The following is an 18,284-nucleotide window of genomic DNA, read 5'->3' on the forward strand; positions in this document are numbered from 1 at the left end:
CGCCCCGGTTCCGCAAGCCCGGCGCTCCTCAAGGGCACCCGGCGTCGGGCCGGCCGTGCACGCGGTCGAGGGCCGTGGCCAGGGCGGTGGCCAGCGCCGGCTCCAGCGTCTGCAGCTCGGCGAGGTGGGCCGTCGTCAGCTGCTGCAGCACCGCCATCGCCTTCGGCGTCAGCGACAGCGCCATGCGGCGCCGGTCCCGGGCCTCAGCGGCCTTGGTCAGGAAGCCCTTGTCGACCATGCGCGCGACCAGCTCCGCCGCGGTCTGCGGCGCGATCAGCAGCTGCTCGGCCACGAACCCGACGGTGGGCGGCCCGTCATGCCCGGCGATCGCCAGCAGCGCCTGATGCTGCTGCGCCGGCAGGCCGACCTTGCCGGCCGCCGCCTCGCTGAAGGCGAGGAAGCGCCGCAGCTCCAGCCGGAAGCGCGCGATCGCGGCATAGGCCTCCCGCGAGAGGACGGGCCCCGCATCCGAATCCATCGGGCATCTCCGGTCAGGGGTTTAATATATCGTATTACGATATATATCGGGCGTCACCGCATCCTACAGGAGGTTCGACCGCATGCAGGCCACCCAGCCAGCCGCGCCCGCCGGGCGTCGGGCTCTCGGCGATTTCCGGACCGACCGACGCCTCGTCCGCCTCTGCGCCATGGCCGTGATCATCGGCCTCGGCAGCACGGTCGCGGCCTGGGCCCTGCTCGCGCTGATCGCCTTCGTGACGAACCTCGTCTGGTTCGGCCGGGTCGACGCGACGGCGACCTCGCTGGCGTGGGCGACGCCGTCGCTCTGGATGGTCTGCGTGCCGCCGCTCGGCGGATTGGTCATCGGCCTGATGGCGCGGTTCGGCTCCGAGAAGATCCGCGGCCACGGCATTCCCGAGGCGATCGAGGCGATCCTGATCGGCGGCAGCCGCATGTCGCCGAAGGTCGCCGTGCTGAAGCCGGTCTCGTCCGCGATCTCGATCGGCACCGGCGGCCCGTTCGGCGCCGAGGGGCCGATCATCATGACCGGCGGCGCCATCGGCTCGCTGTTCGCGCAGTTCTTCCACTTGAGCGCCGCCGAGCGGAAGACGCTCCTCGTCGCCGGCGCCGCCGCCGGCATGACCGCGATCTTCGGCACGCCGGTCGCCGCGGTGCTGCTCGCGGTGGAGCTGCTGCTGTTCGAGTGGCGCCCGCGCAGCTTCATCCCGGTGGTGGCCGCCGCCGTCACCGCCACGATGCTGCGGCCGGCGCTGTTCGGGTCCGGCCCGCTCTTCCCCTTCGCCGCCGACCCGGTGCTGCCGTGGTGGGGGCTCGCTGCCTGCGTCGCCGTCGGCGTCGTCGCGGGGCTGCTCTCGGGCGTGCTGACGACGCTGCTCTACGCGATCGAGGACGCGTTCGAGCGCCTGCCGATCCACTGGATGTGGTGGCCGGCGCTCGGCGGCCTCGCCGTCGGCCTCGGCGGGCTGGTCGAGCCGCGCGCCCTCGGCGTCGGCTACGACGTCATCGCCGACCTGCTCGGCGGGCACATGCTGGTCCGGGCCGTCCTGCTGATCCTGCTGGTCAAGGCGGCGATCTGGCTCGTCGCGCTCTCGTCCGGCACCTCGGGCGGCGTGCTCGCGCCGCTGCTGATCCTCGGCGGGACGATGGGCTGGCTCGTCGGGTCGGTGCTGCCGGGCGAGCCCGGGTTCTGGGCCCTGCTTGGCATGGCGGCGATGCTCGGCGGCACGATGCGGGCGCCGCTCACCGGCACGCTGTTCGCCGTCGAGCTGACCGGCGACGTCCACGCGCTGCCGGCGCTGCTGGCGGCGTCGGCGGCCGCCTACGGGGTGACGGTGCTGCTGCTCAAGCGCTCGATCCTGACGGAGAAGATCGCGCGGCGCGGCCAGCACATCACCCGCGAATACGGCATCGACCCCTACGAGCTCACCCGCGTCGCCGCGGTGATGGTGCCCGCGGTCGAGACGCTCGACGCCGGCCTGACGCTCGCCGAGGCGGTCGCGGCGGTGGAGGCGGGGCGCCACGACGCCTACCCGGTGGTGGACGGCGCGCACCGCCCCGTCGGCCTCGTCACCCGCGGCGACGCGCTGCTGTGGCGGGCGGAGGGGAACCGCGCGGGCGAGCGGCTGAGCGAGCGGGTCTCGGATGGGTCGCTGGCCGTCGTCCATCCGGGCGACGTCGCGGCGCACGCCGTCGACCTGATGCTGACGACCGGCCAGGGCCGCCTGCCGGTGACCGATGCGGAGACCGGCGCGCTGGTCGGGCTCGTCACGCGCAAGGACCTGCTGCAGGTCCGCGCCGCCGTGAACCGGTCGGAGGCCGAGCGCCGGGCCTACTTCGCGCGAAAGCGGCCGGCGCCGGCGCCGACGGCGTGACGTCGGCCGTTCGGCTCCACGTCAGCCGTTCGGCTTGGCGCGGCCGGCCGGCGGCGGGCTTGTCGGCGAGGGACTTGCGGGCGGCGGGCTCGCCGGCGGCGGGCTGGCCGGCGCCGGGTCGGGATCCGGCTCGTCCGGGCTGTCGGTGGTGCAGGAGACCGCCTGCACCGCGTCGTTGGCGGCCTGCCGCTGGCTCGGCAGGGCGGCGATGACGCGGACCACGACGAATCCCTGGTCGCTTGGGGCGACGATGCGCACGTCGCGGCTCGGCTCGTTCTCGTCGTCGCTGGCGAGCGCCGCGTCGTACTGCGCCCGGGTCAGCACCACGAGGTCGAGGGCGCCGCGCACCGCCGCCTGGTCGGTCACCGCGTAGAAGGCGCCCTTCCGCCCGTGCACCGCCAGCGACAGCATCATCGCGCCGGTGCGGGCCGAGACCCGCATCGGGCCGTCGTCCAGGTCGTAGGCGCAGACGCCGACCGCGACCGACGGGTCGGGGATCGGCAGCCACGCCTCGGCCGGCGCCGCCTCGCCGTGGGTCGCCAGCGTGTAGACCCGCTGCGGGTGCTCCAGGCTCTCGCTGGAGCGGGCGCGGGTGAGGGCGTCGGTCTCCGACAGGGCGGGAATCGCGAGCACCGTCGCCACGTGGACGATGCCGGCGAGCGCCAGCCCGCAGGCGGTGGCGTAGATGACGCGCAGGTTCACGAGGCGCATCCCGTCCGGGTGATGGCCGGGACGGCGTCGCGGTCGAGCGTCCCGGCGCTGGCGGCCACGGGGGTGTCGTAGAGGCGCAGCGCCAGCCGGATCGGCCCGCTGGCGCGCGGGCTCGGCAGCCAGTTGCCGGGCTCGACCTCGGGGCCGAGGAGGATCGCGAAGCGCCCGTCGGCCTCGCGCAGGATCTCGGTGGCGGTGAAGCCCTCGCGCACCGGCTGGCGGCCGGGCTCGGGCGCGCCGCGGCCGGCCACCGTCAGCGTCCAGGCGCGGGCCGGCGGGGTGACGCCGGCGATGCGGTAGGTGCAGGTCGCGTCGAGCGCCCGCCCGGCATCGTCGACCGCGGCGGTGAGCAGCAGACCCTCGCCGACGGCGAGCGGCACCTCGCCCCGGCGGGCGTTGACGGCGCGGGTATAGGGGTCGGCTGCGGTCGAGCCGGCCCGCGGCCACGCGGTCCAGGCCCCCACCGTGACGCCGCCGAACGGGTAGCCGCCCCGCGTCGCCCAGTCGGCGCTGGCGAGCCCGAGGCCGGCGCCGAGCGCGAGCGCGTACAGGGCGAGCGCGGCCGGCGAGGCGCCGGAGGCGAGCTTCCGCAGGCGGCCGGCGGCCGTGCCGGTGCCCCTGTCCGTGCCCCTGTCGGTGCCTTGCCGCGGGCTCGGCTCGCGCCGCGCGTCCGCGGCCTGCGGCGCGACCGCCGTCGCGGCCGGATCGATGCCCGACGCCATGGCCGTCACCGGGTCTCGAAGCGGCCGCCGACGGAGCGGGTGCCTTCGGCGACGTCGCGGGTCGTGGCGGCCGGCGCCAGGCTCGCGCCCGGGCGCGGCTCGCCGGCGGCGGGCTTGGCCTCGCCCGCATCGGGCCGGGCCCGCTCGACGGTGCGGAACAGGCCGTTGAGGCCGCCGATCACCTCGAAGCTCCGGCGCGAGAGCTTGCCGTAGCTGGTCGCGGCCGGATCGGTCGGGGCGGCGGCGGCGGCCTGGGCGGCGGCGGCGTTCGGGGCCTTAAGCCCCGGCAGGGGCTTGAGCTCGATGCCCTGGTGGGCGACCTCGAGCACGTCGTGCCAGGCGGAGGCGGGGAGCGAGCCGCCGGTCATCTTGTTGGTCGAGGTGTGGTCGTCGTTGCCGAACCAGACCGCGGCGACGTAGTTGCCGGTGTAGCCGACGAACCACGCGTCGCGGTAGGCGTTCGTGGTGCCGGACTTGCCCGCGACCTTCATGCCCTCGAGCTGCGCGCGGCGGCCGGTGCCCTCCTCGACCACCTTGTTCAGCATGTAGTTCATGTCGGCCACGACCTGGGTCGAGAGCACCTGCTCGGGCTTCTCGTCGTCGTGCCGGTAGATCACCTCGCCGCTGGAGTTCTTCACCTCGGAGGCCGCGTAGGGCTTCGCCTTGCGCCCGCCGTTGGCGAACACCGCGTAGGCCGCGGCCTGGTCGATCACCGTGACCTCGGCCGAGCCGATCGGCAGCGAGACGGAATCGACCAGCGGCGTGGTGATGCCCATGCGGTGGGCCGTGTCGATGATCTTGGCGCGGCCCGCCTTCGCCGCCGGGAAGTCGCCCTTGATCCCGAGGCCCTTGCCGATGGCGATCGAGACCTTGATCGGGATCGTGTTGATCGATTTGGCCACCGCGAGCCACATCGGCTGGCGCCCGGAATAGGAGCGGCCGTAATTCTGCGGGCACCAGTTGCCGAGGCAGACGGGGCTGTCGACCACCACCGTGTCCGGCCGGAACAGGCCCGAGCTCAGCGCCGCCGCGTAGACGTAGGGCTTGAACGACGAGCCGGGCTGGCGCAGCGCGTCGGTGGCGCGGTTGAACTGGCTCTCGCCGTAATCGGCGCCGCCGACCATCGCGCGCAGGGCGCCATCGGGATCGAGGATCACCATCGCCGCCTCGTCGACGTCGTAGGCCTCGCCGGACTTGCGCAGGATGTCGGCCACCACCTGGTCGGCGCGCTTCTGGATGCCGAGGTCGAGCGGCGTCTTCACCGTCAGCACCCGGTCGCTCTTGAACTTGCCCGCGTCGGCCATGGCCTTGATCTCGCCGAAGGCCCAGTCGAGGTAGTAGTCGGCGGTGATGTCGCGGGTGCGCGTCACCGGCGTCGCCGGGTTGCGCAGCGCCGTCTGGATCTGCCCCTCGGTGACGAAGCCGGCCTCGACCATGTTGTGCAGCACGTCGACGGCGCGCGCGCGGGCCGCCGGAAGGTTGACGCTCGGCGCGTACTTGCTCGGCGCCTTGAACAGGCCGGCCAGCATCGCGGCCTCGGCCAGGCTGATGTCCTTCAGCGGCTTGCCGAAATAGTAGTCCGCCGCCGCCACCGCGCCGAAGGTGCCGCCGCCCATGTAGGCGCGGTCGAGGTAGAGCTTCAGGATCTCGTTCTTGGTCAGGTGGCTCTCGAGCCACAGGGCCAGGAAGGCCTCGTTGATCTTGCGCTCCAGCGAGCGCTCGTTGGTGAGGAACAGGTTCTTGGCGAGCTGCTGCGTGATCGACGAGCCGCCCTGGGTGTTGCCGCCGCCGCGCGAGTTGTTGACCAGCGCCCGCATCGTGCCGATCGGGTCGATGCCCCAGTGCTCGTAGAAGCGCCGGTCCTCGGTCGAGACCAGGGCCTTGATCATGATGTCGGGGAATTCGTCGAGCTTGAGCGAGTCGTCGTGCTTGATCCCGCGCCGCCCGACCTCGGTGCCGTAGCGGTCGAGGAAGGTGACCGCGAGGTCCTGCTGCTTCAGCCAGTTGTCGCTGGTGAGGTTGAAGGCGGGCTGCGCCATCGCCAGCATCAGGATCGCCGCCCCGGTGCCGAGCGTCGTGGCTTCGCTCGTCAGGTCGAGCGCGACTCGCTTCCAGCCGCGGAAGGCGAAGACCTTCATCCGCTCCTGGAAGCGGCCGTAGGCCGCGCCGCCGGAGACGCCGCTGTCGTAGAGGCCCGCATTGACCCACGCGTCGAAGGCCAGCGACGCGTGCCCGATGCGGGTGAGGAGACGAGAGACGTTCGGCAGGCGCACGACGGGGTTCCGGCTCCTAGAGACGCCTCAACGGACCCGCGGACGACGGGGCCGTGCCCCTCTCTACCAAGCCGCGGGGCCTTTCGCGAGATGGAACGCGGCCCTCGCGGCGATGGGTCCGGCGGGCGCCCGAGAAAGGTCGCGTCAACCTTGATGCGGGATTGGGGCGGCCCCGGGGCGAGGTTGCGCGGCCGGCGCCCATGCGGCACAGGAGAGCGCTTCAGCCCTTGAGACACGAGAGGTGTTCCCGATGGGGAACCCCAAGCCCGCCCCCGCGGGTGCCGCCCTGCCGTTCTGGCGGGAGAAATCCCTCGATGCGATGACGCCGGCCGAGTGGGAGAGCCTGTGCGACGGCTGCGGCCGCTGCTGCCTGCTCAAGCTCGAGGACGACGACACCGGCGAGGTCCACCACACCGACGTCGGCTGCACGCTGCTCGACGGCCACCATTGCCGCTGCCGCGACTACGCCAAGCGCCAGGTCCGCGTGCCGGACTGCGTCCGCCTCACGCCGGAGGCGGTGCGCACGATCCCGTGGCTGCCGCCCACCTGCGCCTACCGCCTGGTCCGCGACGGCGAGCCGCTGTTCGACTGGCACCCGCTGATCTCGGGCTCGCGCAACAGCGTCCACGACGCCGGCATCTCGATCCGCGGCCGGATGGCCGGCAACGAGGAGGAGTTCTCCGACGACGAGCTCCCGGACCGGATCGTCGACTGGCCGACGGCGATGCCGGGCGAGGAGGGGTAGGGGCCGGGCTGGTCCGTGATGACCCGCCGCGCCGTTCGTTGAGGTCGCGGCCCCGGCGGTCTATGCACGGGCCCCATGGACCTCCTCCAAGCTTCCGCGAGTCGATCCCCGGCTCCCCTCGCCTGCAAGCGGCCGTCTTCCAAGGCGGCGGCGCCGTTCCTGCCCATGAGCCGCGCCGAGATGGACGCGCTCGGGTGGGAATCCTGCGACATCGTCCTGGTGACGGGCGACGCCTATGTCGACCATCCCAGCTTCGGCATGGCCATCATCGGCCGGCTGCTCGAGGCGCAGGGATTCCGGGTCGGCATCATCGCGCAGCCCGACTGGCAATCGGCGGAGCCGTTCAAGGCCCTGGGCCGGCCGGCGCTGTTCTTCGGCGTCACCGGCGGCAATCTCGACTCGATGGTGAACCGCTACACGGCGGACCGTCGCCTGCGCCACGACGACGCCTACACCGCGGGCGGGGAGGGCGGCCGGCGCCCGGACCGCTCGACCATCGTCTACACGCAGCGCTGCCGCGAGGCGTACAAGGACGTGCCGATCATCCTCGGCGGCATCGAGGCCTCGCTCCGCCGCATCGCCCATTACGATTACTGGTCCGACAAGGTGCGCCGCTCGATCCTTGCGGATGCGAAGGCCGACCTGCTGCTCTACGGCAATGCCGAGCGCGCCGTGGTCGAGGTGGCGAACCGCCTCGCGGCCGGCGCGGCGCCGCACGAGCTCGACTCCGTCCGGGGCGTCGCCCTGTTCCGCCGCGTGCCCGCGCACTACGCCGAGCTGCCCGCCGACGATCTCGATTCGGCCGACGAGGCCGCCAGCCGCCGCCCCGGCGAGACCGTGATCCGGCTCCCCGCCTACGACGAGGTCAAGGACGACAAGGAGGCCTATGCCCGCGCCTCGCGGGTGCTGCACCGGGAGGCCAACCCCGGCAACGCCCGCCCCCTCGTCCAGCGCCACGGCGACCGCGACCTGTGGCTGAACCCGCCGCCGATCCCGCTCTCCAGCGAGGAGATGGATGCGGTCTACGACCTGCCCTACGCCCGCGCCCCCCATCCCGCCTACGGCGACGCGAAGATCCCCGCCTGGGACATGATCAAGTTCTCCGTGACGATCATGCGCGGCTGCTTCGGCGGCTGCACCTTCTGCTCGATCACCGAGCACGAGGGCCGCGTCATCCAGAACCGGTCGGAAGGCTCGATCCTGCGCGAGATCGAGCGGATCCGCGACAAGACCCCGGGCTTCACCGGCGTGATCTCGGATGTCGGCGGGCCGACGGCGAACATGTACCGGATGGCCTGCAAGGACCCGAAGATCGAGGCGGCGTGCCGGCTGCCGTCCTGCGTCTTCCCGGACATCTGCCCGAACCTGAACACCTCGCACGACGACCTGATCCGGCTCTATCGCAAGGTCCGCGAGGTCAAGGGCGTCAAAAAGGTGATGGTGGCCTCCGGCGTGCGCTACGACCTCGCGGTCCGCAGCCCCGAATACGTCGAGGAGCTCGTGACCCATCACGTCGGCGGCCGGCTGAAGATCGCTCCCGAGCACACCGAGCGCGGCCCCCTCGACCTGATGATGAAGCCGGGGATCGGCACCTACGACCGCTTCAAGGAGATGTTCGACGCGGCCGCCGAGAAGGCCGGCAAGAAATACTACCTGATCCCGTACTTCATCGCGGCCCATCCGGGCACGACCGACCAGGACATGATGAACCTCGCCGTCTGGCTCAAGAAGAACGACTACCGCGCCGATCAGGTGCAGACGTTCCTGCCCTCGCCGATGGCGACCGCCACGACGATGTACCACACCGAGATCAATCCGTTGCAGGGCGTGCGGCGCGGCGGCAGCGAGCCGGTCGACGCGATCAAGGGGATGCGCCAGCGCCGGCTGCACAAGGCGTTCCTGCGCTACCACGACCCCGAGAACTGGCCCCTGCTGCGCGAGGCGCTGCGGGCGATGGGCCGCGCGGATCTCATCGGGCCGCGGCCGGACCAGCTCGTCCCGCTCTCGCAGCCGCCGGGAACGGGCCTGGGCAAGGCGGGCGGCCAGCCGCGACCCGGGCGCCATCCGGGCGCGCCGCGTTTCACCACGAAGGGCGTGCCGCTGCGGAAGTGACGGCCGCGCGCATCGGGCGTTCCATGTCGGGATCGAGCGCCGAGCGCGGTTCCATCCGCCCCCGGATCGTCCCCCCGGCCGGCACGCCGCGACGGCGTCAGGCTCTGCCGAAACGAGGGGTTCCCATGCCACACATCCTCCACGCCGCAGCCCTCCTCCTCGCCCTCGGCGCGGGCGCGGCCGAGGCCAGGGTCGTCCGCCTGGAGATCGCGTCCAAGCAGCCCTACGGCACGTTCGCGGCGGGGGCCTATGCGCGCTGGGAGGGGCGCGTCGTCGGCGATCTGGCGCCCGGCGAGGCCGGCATTCCCGATCTCGACAGGGCGACGCGCAACGCCGCCGGCAGGGTCGAGTACGCGGCGCGGGTGATCCTGTTCCTGCCGGTCGATGCGGCCGCCGGCAACGGCGCGCTGCTGGTCGACGTGCCCAATCGCGGCAAGGCCTACGCCCACGCGCTCTACAACAGCCCGCGGGCGCTGCCGATGGCGTCGGGCAACCTCGATGCCGGCACCGGCTTCCTGGAGGATCGCGGCTACCGGGTCGCCGAGGTGTACTGGGAGCTCGGCCAGGGCGCCGACCTGCCGTCCTTCACCGACGGCGAGGGACAGCGGCGCTTCGTCGAGGGGGTCGGCTTCGCCATCGTGCGCGATACGGCCGACTTCCTCGCCCACGCGGCGGCCGATGCCGCGGGCACGCCGAACCCGCTCGCCGGCAGCGTGAGCCGGACGCTCGCCACCGGCAAGTCGCAGGACGGGCGCTTCCTGAAGACCTTCCTGCTGCACGGCTTCAACCGCGCCGACGGCCGGCGCGTCTTCGACGGGATGCACGTCTTCGTCTCGGGCGCGGGGCTGCTGCCGATCCTGCGATCGGGCACCGGGCCGGGATCGAGCGCCGACGGCGCGCCGAATTTTGCCGATCCGGAGTTTCCCGGCGTCCACGACGGGCCGCTGACCATCGGCGCGATCGTCGCCGCGGCCGAGGCGCGGGGCGAGGTGGCGCCGAAGGCGATGCTCCTGAATTCGACCACGGATTACGCGTCGCTGCGCGCCTCGCTCGGCCGCACCGGCGCCACCGGCACCGAAGACCTCGCGCTGCCGGCCAACGTCCGGATGTACGACGTCGCCGGCGCCTCGCACGTCACCGTGGTCCGGGCCGAGGCCTGCAGCCTGCCGCCGGGCCGCCTCGACTGGGCTCCCGTGGCCCGGGCCACGCTCCAGCGCCTCGACGGCTGGGTCGCGCAAAACCTCGCCCCGCCCGGGACCCGGCTGATGCCGCTGGTGCCGGCCACCGGCGACGCGAGCGTGCTGCAGGCGCCCAGGACCCTGCAGGAGGCGGTCGTCCAGGTGCCGCGGCGCGACGCCGACGGCAATCCCGTCGGCGGCGTGCGCCTGCCCGACATCGCGGCGCCGCTCGGCGTCCACGGCCTGCAGAACGCGCCGCTGTCCACCTTCACCTGCTCGCTCGTCGGCGCCTACCGGCCCTTCCCGCGACGGGCGACCGAGGGCGGCCCGCCGTCGCTGGCCGAGCGCTACCGGAGCCAGGCCGACTACGTGAACCGGGTGCGCGAGGCCGCCCGGGAGGCCGAGGCCCAGGGCTTCCTGCTGCCGGAGGATGCGGCGGTCATCGTCGACGCCGCCGCCGCGGACCCGATTTTTGGCGGGACGGGGCCGACGGCGGCCCCGCGCTGATTGCGGCCGGCGGGGCGGGTGCTACGGTCCGCCCGGCATTTGCGCCACGCGAATCGCCGGTCGGCCCCGAGGGGCCGACCGGCGCGACAGGGCGAGGACGATCATGCTGGGATCGGGGTTCGGGCGTCGGATCGGCCTGCTGGCCGGGCTCCTGATCGCGGCGCCGTCGACGACGCCGTCCTTCGCGCAGGCGCCGGCGCCCGCCGCCCGTGCCGTCCCCAGGCCGGCGCCCGCGGCCCGGCCCGCACCGGCGATCGCAAGGACCTTCGTGCGCGAGGGGCTGGCGAGCGCGGCCGTGCGGCTCGAAACGTCGCTGAAGGGCGAGGCCGCCGGCGCGCTCAAGGGGCCCGGTCAATCCCGCCGCGCCGCCGAGGCGCTGCTCGCCGACGAGAAGGCCGCCGAGGCGCTGCCGCCCTTCGCCGCCGCGGTGGCGGCCGACCCGTCCGACGTCCAGGCCTGGCTCGGCTACGCGCGGGCGGCCGACGCGGTCGCCGGCGACGACGAGAACAAGGATTACGAGGGCCGCGCGCGCCTGCGCGGCCGGGCCCCGGCCGCCGCCTACCAGGCCTACCAGCGCGCGCGGACCGCGCCCGAGGCGGCCGAGGCCCTGGCGCTGCTCGCCGAGATCCAGGGCGGCCGGGCGGAGTGGCGCCCGGCGCTCGAAGCCTACGGGGCGAGCCTGGCCCTGAACGACGTGGCGTCCGTGCGCGAGGCCTACGAGACGATGCGCGCCGAGCACGGTTTCCGCATCCTCGACTACAAGGTCGACGCCGACGCCGCCGCCCCGCGGGTGTGCTTCACCTTCTCCGAGCCGCTGGCGGCCAAGGCCGACTTCGCCCCCTTCGTCGCGGTGTCGGGCGCGACCAACGCCGCGGTCACGGCCGAAGGCTCCCAGGTCTGCGTCGACGGGCTGAAGCACGGCGGCTCCTACGCCTTCGTCGTGCGCCAGGGCCTGCCCTCCGCGGTGGGCGAGAGCCTGCTGAAGTCGGCCGACTACGAGGTCTACGTCCGCGACCGCGCCCCCCAGGTGCGCTTCACCGGCCGCAACTACGTCCTGCCCCGCACCGGGCAGGCGGGGGTGCCGCTGGTCTCGGTCAACGCGCCGAAGGTCGACGTCGAGGTGCTGCGCATCGGCGACCGCGGCCTGCTGCCGTCGCTGCGGTCGGAGGAGTTCCTGGGCCAGCTCAACGGCGCCACCGCCCGGACCATCGCCGCGCAGAAGGGCGTCCAGGTCTGGAAGGGCACGCTCGACACGGCCAAGGCCGAGGTCAACCAGGAATCGGTCACCGCCTTCCCGGTGCTCCAGGCCGTGGGCCGGCTCGAGCCCGGCCTCTACGTGATGCTGGCGCAGGCCTCGGGCACCGCCGCGACCGCGGAGGGCGAGGATGGCGGCTACGAGGCCAAGGCGACGCAGTGGTTCGTGGTCTCCGATCTCGGGCTCACCGCCTTCAAGGGCCGCGACGGCGTCCACGTCTTCGCGCGCTCGCTCGCCAGCGCGACGGTGGTCGCGAACGCCGAGATCCGCCTGATCGCCCGCAACAACGAGGTGCTGGCCGCGCGCCGGACCGACGCGAGCGGCCACGCCGCCTTCGATCCGGGGCTCGCCCGCGGCGAGGGCGGCGTCGCCCCGAGCCTGGTGGTGGCGCAGGTCGGCGACGATTACGGCTTCCTCGACCTCGACCTCGCCGCCTTCGACCTCACCGACCGCGGCGTGAAGGGCCGGGCCGACGCCGGCTCGATCGAGGCCTACGTCTTCCCCGAGCGCGGGGTCTACCGCTCCGGCGAGACCGTGCAGATCACCGCGCTCCTCCGCGACGGGCAGGGCAAGGCGGTGCCGAGCCTGCCGCTGACCCTGGTGGTCAAGCGCCCCGACGGCGTCGAGTACCGCCGCGTCTCGGTGGCCGACCAGGGCCTCGGCGGGCGCGCCCTGCCGCTGCCGCTGCTCTCGGGCGCGATGCACGGCACCTGGCTGATCCAGGCCTTCACCGATCCGAAGGCGCCCGCCGTCGGCGAGGCCTCGTTCCTGCTCGAGGACTACGTCCCCGAGCGGCTCGAGGTGACGCTGAAGCCCGAGCAGCCGAGCCTGCGCCGGGGCGAGGCCGCCCGGGTCGCTGTGGCGGCGCGCTACCTCTACGGCGCGCCGGGCTCGGGCCTCGACGTCTCGGGCAGCGTCACCGTGCAGGCGGCGGCCGCGAGCGGCATCAAGGGCCTGGACGGCTTCTCGGTCGGGCTCGACGACGAGGCGATCGAGGCCTCGACCCAGGAGATCGAGGCGCGCGCCGCCACCGACGCCAAGGGCGAGGCCGTGGTCGCGGTGCCGGTGCAGGCGCTGGCCGCGCCGCGCCCGGTCGAGGCCAAGATCACGCTCGCGGTCGGCGAGCCCGGCGGGCGGGCGCTGTCGCGCAGCCTCACCCTGCCGATCCTGCCCGAGGGCCCGGTTCTGGCGATCCGCAAGGGCTTTGGCGACGACCTGCCCGTCGGCGGCACCGCCGGCTTCGACGTGGTGATGGCCGCGCCCGACGGCACGCGCCTGGCGCAGGCCGGCGCGACCTGGACGCTGTCGCGGCTGGAGCAGACCTACCAATGGTATCGCGCCGACGGCCGCTGGTCGTTCGAGCCGGTGAAGTCCGTGCGCCGGGTCGCCGACGGCACCCTCGACCTGAAGGCCGACGCGCCGGCCAAGGTGGCCCGGGCGCTCGGCTTCGGGAAGTACCGCCTCGAGGTCAGCGCGCCGGGCCGGCCGGGGGCTGCGGCCTCCGTCAGCTTCAGCGTCGGCTGGAGCGGCTCGGAGACGGCCGAGGTGCCCGACCTCCTCGACCTCACCCTCGACAAGGCGGCCTACACGGCCGGCGACACCCTCCAGGCGCGGCTGAACCCGCGCTTCAAGGGCCGCGCCACCGTCACGGTGGTCGGCGACCGGCTGCAGGCGGTGCTCGACGTGGACGTGCCGGAGGGCGGCGTCACGGTGTCGATCCCGGTCAAGGCCGAGTGGGGCGCCGGCGCCTATCTCGTCGCCACCGCCTACCGGCCGCTTGACCAGGCCGCCAAGCGCCTGCCGGGCCGGGCGCTGGGGCTGGCGTGGTTCTCGGTCGACCGGGCCGAGCGGGCGCTGACGGTCTCGGTCGAGGCCCCGGAGAAGACGCGCCCGCGCCAGGACCTGACCCTGCCGATCCGGCTCGCGGGGCTCAAGGCCGGCGAGGCGGCCCGCGTCACCGTGGCGATGGTCGACGTCGGCATCCTCAACCTCACCCGCTACGAGGCGCCGAACCCGGTCGCCTACTTCCTCGGCCAGAAGGCGCTCGGACCCGAGATCCGCGACCTCTACGGGTACCTGATCGACGGGATGCAGGGCACGCTGGGCGCGATCCGCTCCGGCGGCGACGGCGCCGGCGGGGAGCTGGCCGACGCGCCGCCGACCCAGGCGCCGCTCGCGCTCTATTCCGGCGTGGTGACGGTGGCCCCCGACGGCAGCGCCAGCGTCACCTTCCCGGTGCCGGCCTTCAACGGCACCGCGCGGGTGATGGTCACCGCCTGGAGCGGCAGCCGCGTCGGCCAGGCCTCGGCCGACGTGATCGTGCGCGATCCCGTGGTCGTCACCGGCACGCTGCCGCGCTTCCTCAATGCCGGCGACCGCTCCCGCGTCTTCCTGGCGCTCGACAACGTCGAGGGGCAGGGCGGCGACTACACCCTCGACCTCGACCTGTCGGGGCCGGTGCTGGTCGGGGCGCAGGCGGTGCGCACGACGATGCGGCTGGAGGCGGGCGCCAAGGGGCAGCTCGTGGTGCAGATCACCGCGGCCGGGCCCGGCACCGCGAGCCTCGACCTGACGCTCTCCGGCCCGGGCCTCGCCGCGGGCGTCGGCCAGCGCTTCACGCTTCCCGTCTCGCCCGGCACCGGCGCGCTGGTGCGGCGCGAGGTGCGCACGCTGGCGCCCGGCGCGAGCCTACAGCTCTCCGGGGACCTGCTCGCCGACATCCTGCCCGGCACCGGCACCGTCTCGGTGGCGGCCGGCGCGCTGCCGGGCATCGACGTGCCGGCGCTGCTGCTGGCGCTGGACCGCTACCCCTACGGCTGCTCCGAGCAGGTGGTGAGTCGGGCGATGCCGCTGCTCTACGTCAACGCGCTCGCGGCCAAGGACAGGCTGGCCCTCGACGACACCGTCGACGCCCGCATCCGCGAGGCGATCGAGCGGGTGCTGTCGCGCCAGGATGCGAGCGGCGATTTCGGGCTGTGGTCGGCGCAGGGGTCGAACGACCTCTGGCTGTCGGCCTACGTCACCGACTTCCTGACGCGGGCCCGCGAGCGCGGCTTCGCCGTGCCGCAGGTGGCGTTCGGCCAAGCCCTCGACCGCCTGCGCAACGCGGTCGCCAACACCACGGAGGTGCGCGACGGCGGCACCGACCTCGCCTACGCGGCCTACGTGCTGGCCCGGAACGGCCGCCCGGTGATGGGGGACCTCCGCTACCTCGCCGACACCAAGCTCGCCGACTTCGCCACCCCCCTCGGGCGGGCGCAGATCGCGGCGGCCCTGGCGCTCCTCGGCGACCGCGGCCGCGCCGCCAAGGCGATGGAGTCCGCGTTGACGGCGCTCCGGTCCGAGCGCGACAGGCAGAGCTACCGCGCCGATTACGGCTCGCGCCTGCGCGACGGCGCCGGCCTGCTGGCGCTCGCCGCCGAGACCGGTTTCTCGCAGGCCGCGCTGACCCCGGTCTCCGCGGTGCTTGTCGAGGAGCGCGCCTCCGGGCGGGTCACCAGCACGCAGGAGAACACCTGGATGGTGCTGGCGGCCCAGGGCCTGACGCAGGAAGCCGACGCGCTGTCCTTCACCGTCGACGGCGCGCCCCAGGCCGGCCCGCTGGCGCGGAGCTACCGGGCGGCGGCGCTGGAGCGGCCGGTGGCGATCGCCAACACCGGCCGGGCGCCGGTGCAGGTGGTGGTCGGCGTCTCGGGCAATCCCGTGTCGCCCGAGCCGGCCGACGCGCGCGGCTACGCCATCGAGCGGAGCTATCACCGCCTCGACGGCAGCGTCGTCGACCCCGCCCGCGGCATCCGCCAGAACGACCGCCTCGTGGTGGTGCTGAAGGTGACGGAGGCCAAGGCCAGCGCCGGCCGCCTGCTGCTGGTCGACCACCTGCCCGCGGGCCTCGAGATCGACAACCCGAAGCTCCTCGACGCCGACGCGCTCACCGGCCTCGCCTTCGCGAAGTCCGACGTGCAGCCGGTCCACACCGAGTTCCGCGACGACCGCTTCGTGGCCGCCTACGACCGCTCGCCCGAGCAGTCGGCCTTCTTCATCGCCGCCTACACCGTGCGCGCGGTCTCGCCCGGCACCTACGTCCATCCCGGCGCGACCATCGAGGACATGTACCGCCCCGAACGCTTCGGCCGCACCGCGTTCGGCTCGGTCGAGATCGGGGCGGCGAAGTAGGGATGGGCGGCCGCCCGCGCGTCCCTCCCCCCTCTGCGGGGGAGGGGACCCTGCGGAGCAGGGGGGGAGAGGGGACCGCGTCGTCCGGAGACAGCGCTCCCCTCTCCCGACCCCTGCTCACGAAGGGGCCAACCTCCCCCGCAGAGGGGGGAGGGAGGTGGCGCGTGTTTGTCGCCCTCGTCGCGATCCTCGTCGCCATCCCCCCCCTCGCCCTCTGGCGCTTCGCCGCCGCGCTGCCGCCCCTCGACCTGGCGCAGGCGGACCTGCGCTCCACCATCGTGGTCGACGCCCGCGGGACCCTGCTGCGCCCGTTCGCGACGCCGGACGGGCGCTGGCGGCTGCCGGTGACGGCGGCGTCCGTCGACCCGCGCTATCTCGCGATGCTCACGGCCTACGAGGACCGGCGCTTCGCCGACCATCCCGGCATCGACCCGGCGGCGACGCTGCGCGCCGCGTGGCAATGGCTGGCGCACGGACGGATCGTCTCCGGCGGCTCGACCCTGTCGATGCAGGTCGCCCGCCTGGTCGAGCCGCGCGCCGAACGCTCGCTCGCCGCAAAGCTGCGGCAGATGGTCCGCGCGGTCGCGCTCGAGCGGCGCTTCGGCAAGGCCGGCGTGCTCGACCTCTACCTCGCGCTCGCGCCCTATGGCGGCCCGGTCGAGGGCGTGCGGGCGGCGGCGCTCGCCTATTTCGGCCGCGAGCCGGCCCGGCTCTCGTTCGCCGAAGCCGCCCTCCTCGTCGCCCTGCCGCAGGCGCCCGAGACCCGCCGGCCGGACCGCTTTCCCGCCAACGCCCGCCGGGCGCGGGACCGGGTGCTCGACATCGTCGCCGCCCGCGGCGCGATCACGCGCAGCGAGGCCGCCGCCGCCAAGGCCGAGCCGGTGCCGGACCTGCGACGGCCGTTCCCGATGGCGGCGGCGCACGCGGCGGAGGCGGCCGTCGCCGTCGACCCGTCGGCGAGCGTGCTGCGCCTGACCCTCGACGGCCGGCTCCAGGCGAGCCTCGAGCAGCTGGCGACGGAGCGCGCGCAGGCCGCGGGGCCCGGCCTGTCGGCGGCGATCCTGGCGATCGACAACCGCACCGGCGCGGTGCTCGCCCAGGTCGGCAGCGCCGGCTACCGCGACGCCGCGCGCCGCGGCGCCATCGACATGACGCTGGCGGTGCGCTCGCCGGGCTCGGCGCTCAAGCCCTTCATCTACGCGCAGGCCTTCGAGAGCGGGCTTGCCCATCCCGAGACGCTGCTCGACGACCGCCCGGCCCGGTACGCGGCCGCCTACGCGCCCGAGAACTTCGACCTCACGTATCAAGGCACCGTCACCGCCCGCCGCGCCCTGCAGCTCTCGCTCAACGTGCCCGCCGTCGCGTTGATGGAGGCGGTCGGCCCGGCCCGCTTCATCGCCCGCCTCAGGGCCGCCGGCGCCGCGATCCTGCTGCCGCGCGACGCCGCGCCGGGCCTACCCGTGGCGCTGGGCGGCCTCGGGATCACGCTGACCGACCTCGCCCGGCTCTATGCCGGCCTCGCCCGCGGCGGCGCGATGCCCGACCTGATCCGCCGCGCCGACCGGCCGGCGCCGCCCGACTCCGCGCGCCGCGTCGCCGAGCCGGTGGCGGCCTGGTACGTCGCCGACATCCTGCGCGGCGCACCGCCCCCCGAGAACGCGCTGCCCGGCCGCATCGCCTACAAGACCGGCACCTCGTTCGGCTATCGCGACGCGTGGGCCGCCGGGTTCGACCGGCGGGTGACGATCGCGGTCTGGGTCGGGCGGCCGGACGGCGCCGCGGTGCCGGGCCTCGTCGGGCGCGCGGTCGCCGCGCCGATCCTGTTCGACGCGTTCGCGCGGTTCGGCGGCGAGCCGGAGCCGGTGGCGCAGCCGCGCGACGCGCTGGTCACCACGTCGGCCGGCCTGCCGCCGCCACTCCGCCACATCCGCCGCGACGCCCCCAAGACGCTGGCCGCCGCCGACACCGCGCCCCTGAAGATCGCCTACCCGCCCGACGGCGCCCGGATCGATCTCGGGCTTCAGGATCACCCGGGCGAGGCGGCGCAGCAGGCGCGCCTCGCCCTGAAGGCGCTGGGCGGCGTGCCGCCGCTGACCTGGATGGTCGGCGGCCGCCCGGTGGCCGATTCCCCCCGCCGCCAGTCCGAATGGGTCCCGGACGGCGCCGGCTTCGCCCGCATCTCGGTCCTCGACGCGACCGGCGCGAGCGACAGCGTCGTGGTGCGGCTGGAATAGGCGCGCCGGCATCCCGGTGCCGA

The 18,284-nt window shown here is 74.3% G+C and carries 10 protein-coding genes; 6 read left to right on the forward strand and 4 right to left on the reverse strand.

The window, feature by feature from the left end; translation table 11 throughout:
• Positions 1-28: 28 nt before the first annotated feature.
• Positions 29-478: a MarR family winged helix-turn-helix transcriptional regulator gene (locus tag MKK68_RS12625; RefSeq protein WP_244030569.1), complete on the reverse strand. Its 450-nt coding sequence runs from the start codon at positions 476-478 to the stop codon at positions 29-31.
• A gap of 82 nt (positions 479-560) precedes the next feature.
• On the opposite strand from MKK68_RS12625, the gene MKK68_RS12630 reads away from it, so the two are divergent.
• Positions 561-2,351, forward strand: a complete 1,791-nt coding sequence (locus MKK68_RS12630) for a chloride channel protein (protein ID WP_244030570.1) — start codon at positions 561-563, stop codon at positions 2,349-2,351.
• Between the two features lie 21 nt (positions 2,352-2,372).
• Here the strand turns inward: MKK68_RS12630 and MKK68_RS12635 are convergent, their stop codons facing one another.
• From MKK68_RS12635 to MKK68_RS12645, 3 genes are read right to left on the reverse strand one after another with little or no spacing between them, the layout of a single operon-like run.
• Positions 2,373-3,062, reverse strand: a complete 690-nt coding sequence (locus MKK68_RS12635; protein WP_244030571.1) for a hypothetical protein — start codon at positions 3,060-3,062, stop codon at positions 2,373-2,375.
• Entirely contained in the window at positions 3,050-3,784 is a 735-nt protein-coding gene (locus tag MKK68_RS12640; RefSeq protein WP_147859939.1) for a DUF1214 domain-containing protein, read from the reverse strand. Before MKK68_RS12640 ends, MKK68_RS12635 begins: the two co-directional genes overlap by 13 nt.
• A 5-nt stretch (positions 3,785-3,789) precedes the next feature.
• Complete coding sequence (locus MKK68_RS12645) at positions 3,790-6,057, reverse strand: transglycosylase domain-containing protein (protein ID WP_244030572.1); 2,268 nt, start codon at positions 6,055-6,057, stop codon at positions 3,790-3,792.
• 250 nt (positions 6,058-6,307) lie between these two features.
• On the opposite strand from MKK68_RS12645, the gene MKK68_RS12650 reads away from it, so the two are divergent.
• The 5 genes from MKK68_RS12650 to pbpC all read left to right on the forward strand — a co-directional run bounded on the left by MKK68_RS12650 (position 6,308) and on the right by pbpC (position 18,261).
• On the forward strand, positions 6,308-6,802 hold the full coding sequence (locus tag MKK68_RS12650; RefSeq protein ID WP_147728252.1) for a YcgN family cysteine cluster protein: 495 nt from the start codon (positions 6,308-6,310) through the stop codon (positions 6,800-6,802).
• Between the two features lie 165 nt (positions 6,803-6,967).
• Positions 6,968-8,914 carry a YgiQ family radical SAM protein gene (locus MKK68_RS12655; RefSeq protein WP_405044261.1) on the forward strand — a complete coding sequence of 649 codons (1,947 nt, stop codon included), beginning with the start codon at positions 6,968-6,970 and terminating at the stop codon, positions 8,912-8,914.
• 125 nt (positions 8,915-9,039) lie between these two features.
• The gene (locus MKK68_RS12660) at positions 9,040-10,599 is read left to right on the forward strand and encodes an alpha/beta hydrolase domain-containing protein (protein ID WP_244030574.1); all 1,560 of its coding nucleotides are present in this window, start codon (positions 9,040-9,042) and stop codon (positions 10,597-10,599) included.
• A 103-nt stretch (positions 10,600-10,702) separates the two neighbouring features.
• Positions 10,703-16,027: an alpha-2-macroglobulin family protein gene (locus MKK68_RS12665; RefSeq protein ID WP_244030575.1), complete on the forward strand. Its 5,325-nt coding sequence runs from the start codon at positions 10,703-10,705 to the stop codon at positions 16,025-16,027.
• A gap of 2 nt (positions 16,028-16,029) precedes the next feature.
• A complete protein-coding gene (gene pbpC, locus MKK68_RS12670; protein WP_244030577.1) occupies positions 16,030-18,261 on the forward strand; it encodes a penicillin-binding protein 1C in 2,232 nt (743 codons plus the stop codon).
• Positions 18,262-18,284: the final 23 nt, after the last annotated feature.

Source organism: Methylobacterium sp. E-016, assembly GCF_022829745.1.
Lineage (GTDB): Bacteria > Pseudomonadota > Alphaproteobacteria > Rhizobiales > Beijerinckiaceae > Methylobacterium.

What these genes read in the sequence shown, in the direction of transcription:
- MKK68_RS12655 (WP_405044261.1), top strand. Translation starts at nt 6,968, where the DNA reads ATGAGCCGCGCCGAGATGGACGCGCTCGGGTGGGAATCCTGCGACATC.
- MKK68_RS12625 (WP_244030569.1), bottom strand. Translation starts at nt 478, where the DNA reads ATGGATTCGGATGCGGGGCCCGTCCTCTCGCGGGAGGCCTATGCCGCG.
- MKK68_RS12635 (WP_244030571.1), bottom strand. Translation starts at nt 3,062, where the DNA reads ATGCGCCTCGTGAACCTGCGCGTCATCTACGCCACCGCCTGCGGGCTG.
- pbpC (WP_244030577.1), top strand. Translation starts at nt 16,030, where the DNA reads ATGGGCGGCCGCCCGCGCGTCCCTCCCCCCTCTGCGGGGGAGGGGACC.
- MKK68_RS12665 (WP_244030575.1), top strand. Translation starts at nt 10,703, where the DNA reads ATGCTGGGATCGGGGTTCGGGCGTCGGATCGGCCTGCTGGCCGGGCTC.
- MKK68_RS12630 (WP_244030570.1), top strand. Translation starts at nt 561, where the DNA reads ATGCAGGCCACCCAGCCAGCCGCGCCCGCCGGGCGTCGGGCTCTCGGC.
- MKK68_RS12650 (WP_147728252.1), top strand. Translation starts at nt 6,308, where the DNA reads ATGGGGAACCCCAAGCCCGCCCCCGCGGGTGCCGCCCTGCCGTTCTGG.
- MKK68_RS12660 (WP_244030574.1), top strand. Translation starts at nt 9,040, where the DNA reads ATGCCACACATCCTCCACGCCGCAGCCCTCCTCCTCGCCCTCGGCGCG.
- MKK68_RS12640 (WP_147859939.1), bottom strand. Translation starts at nt 3,784, where the DNA reads ATGGCGTCGGGCATCGATCCGGCCGCGACGGCGGTCGCGCCGCAGGCC.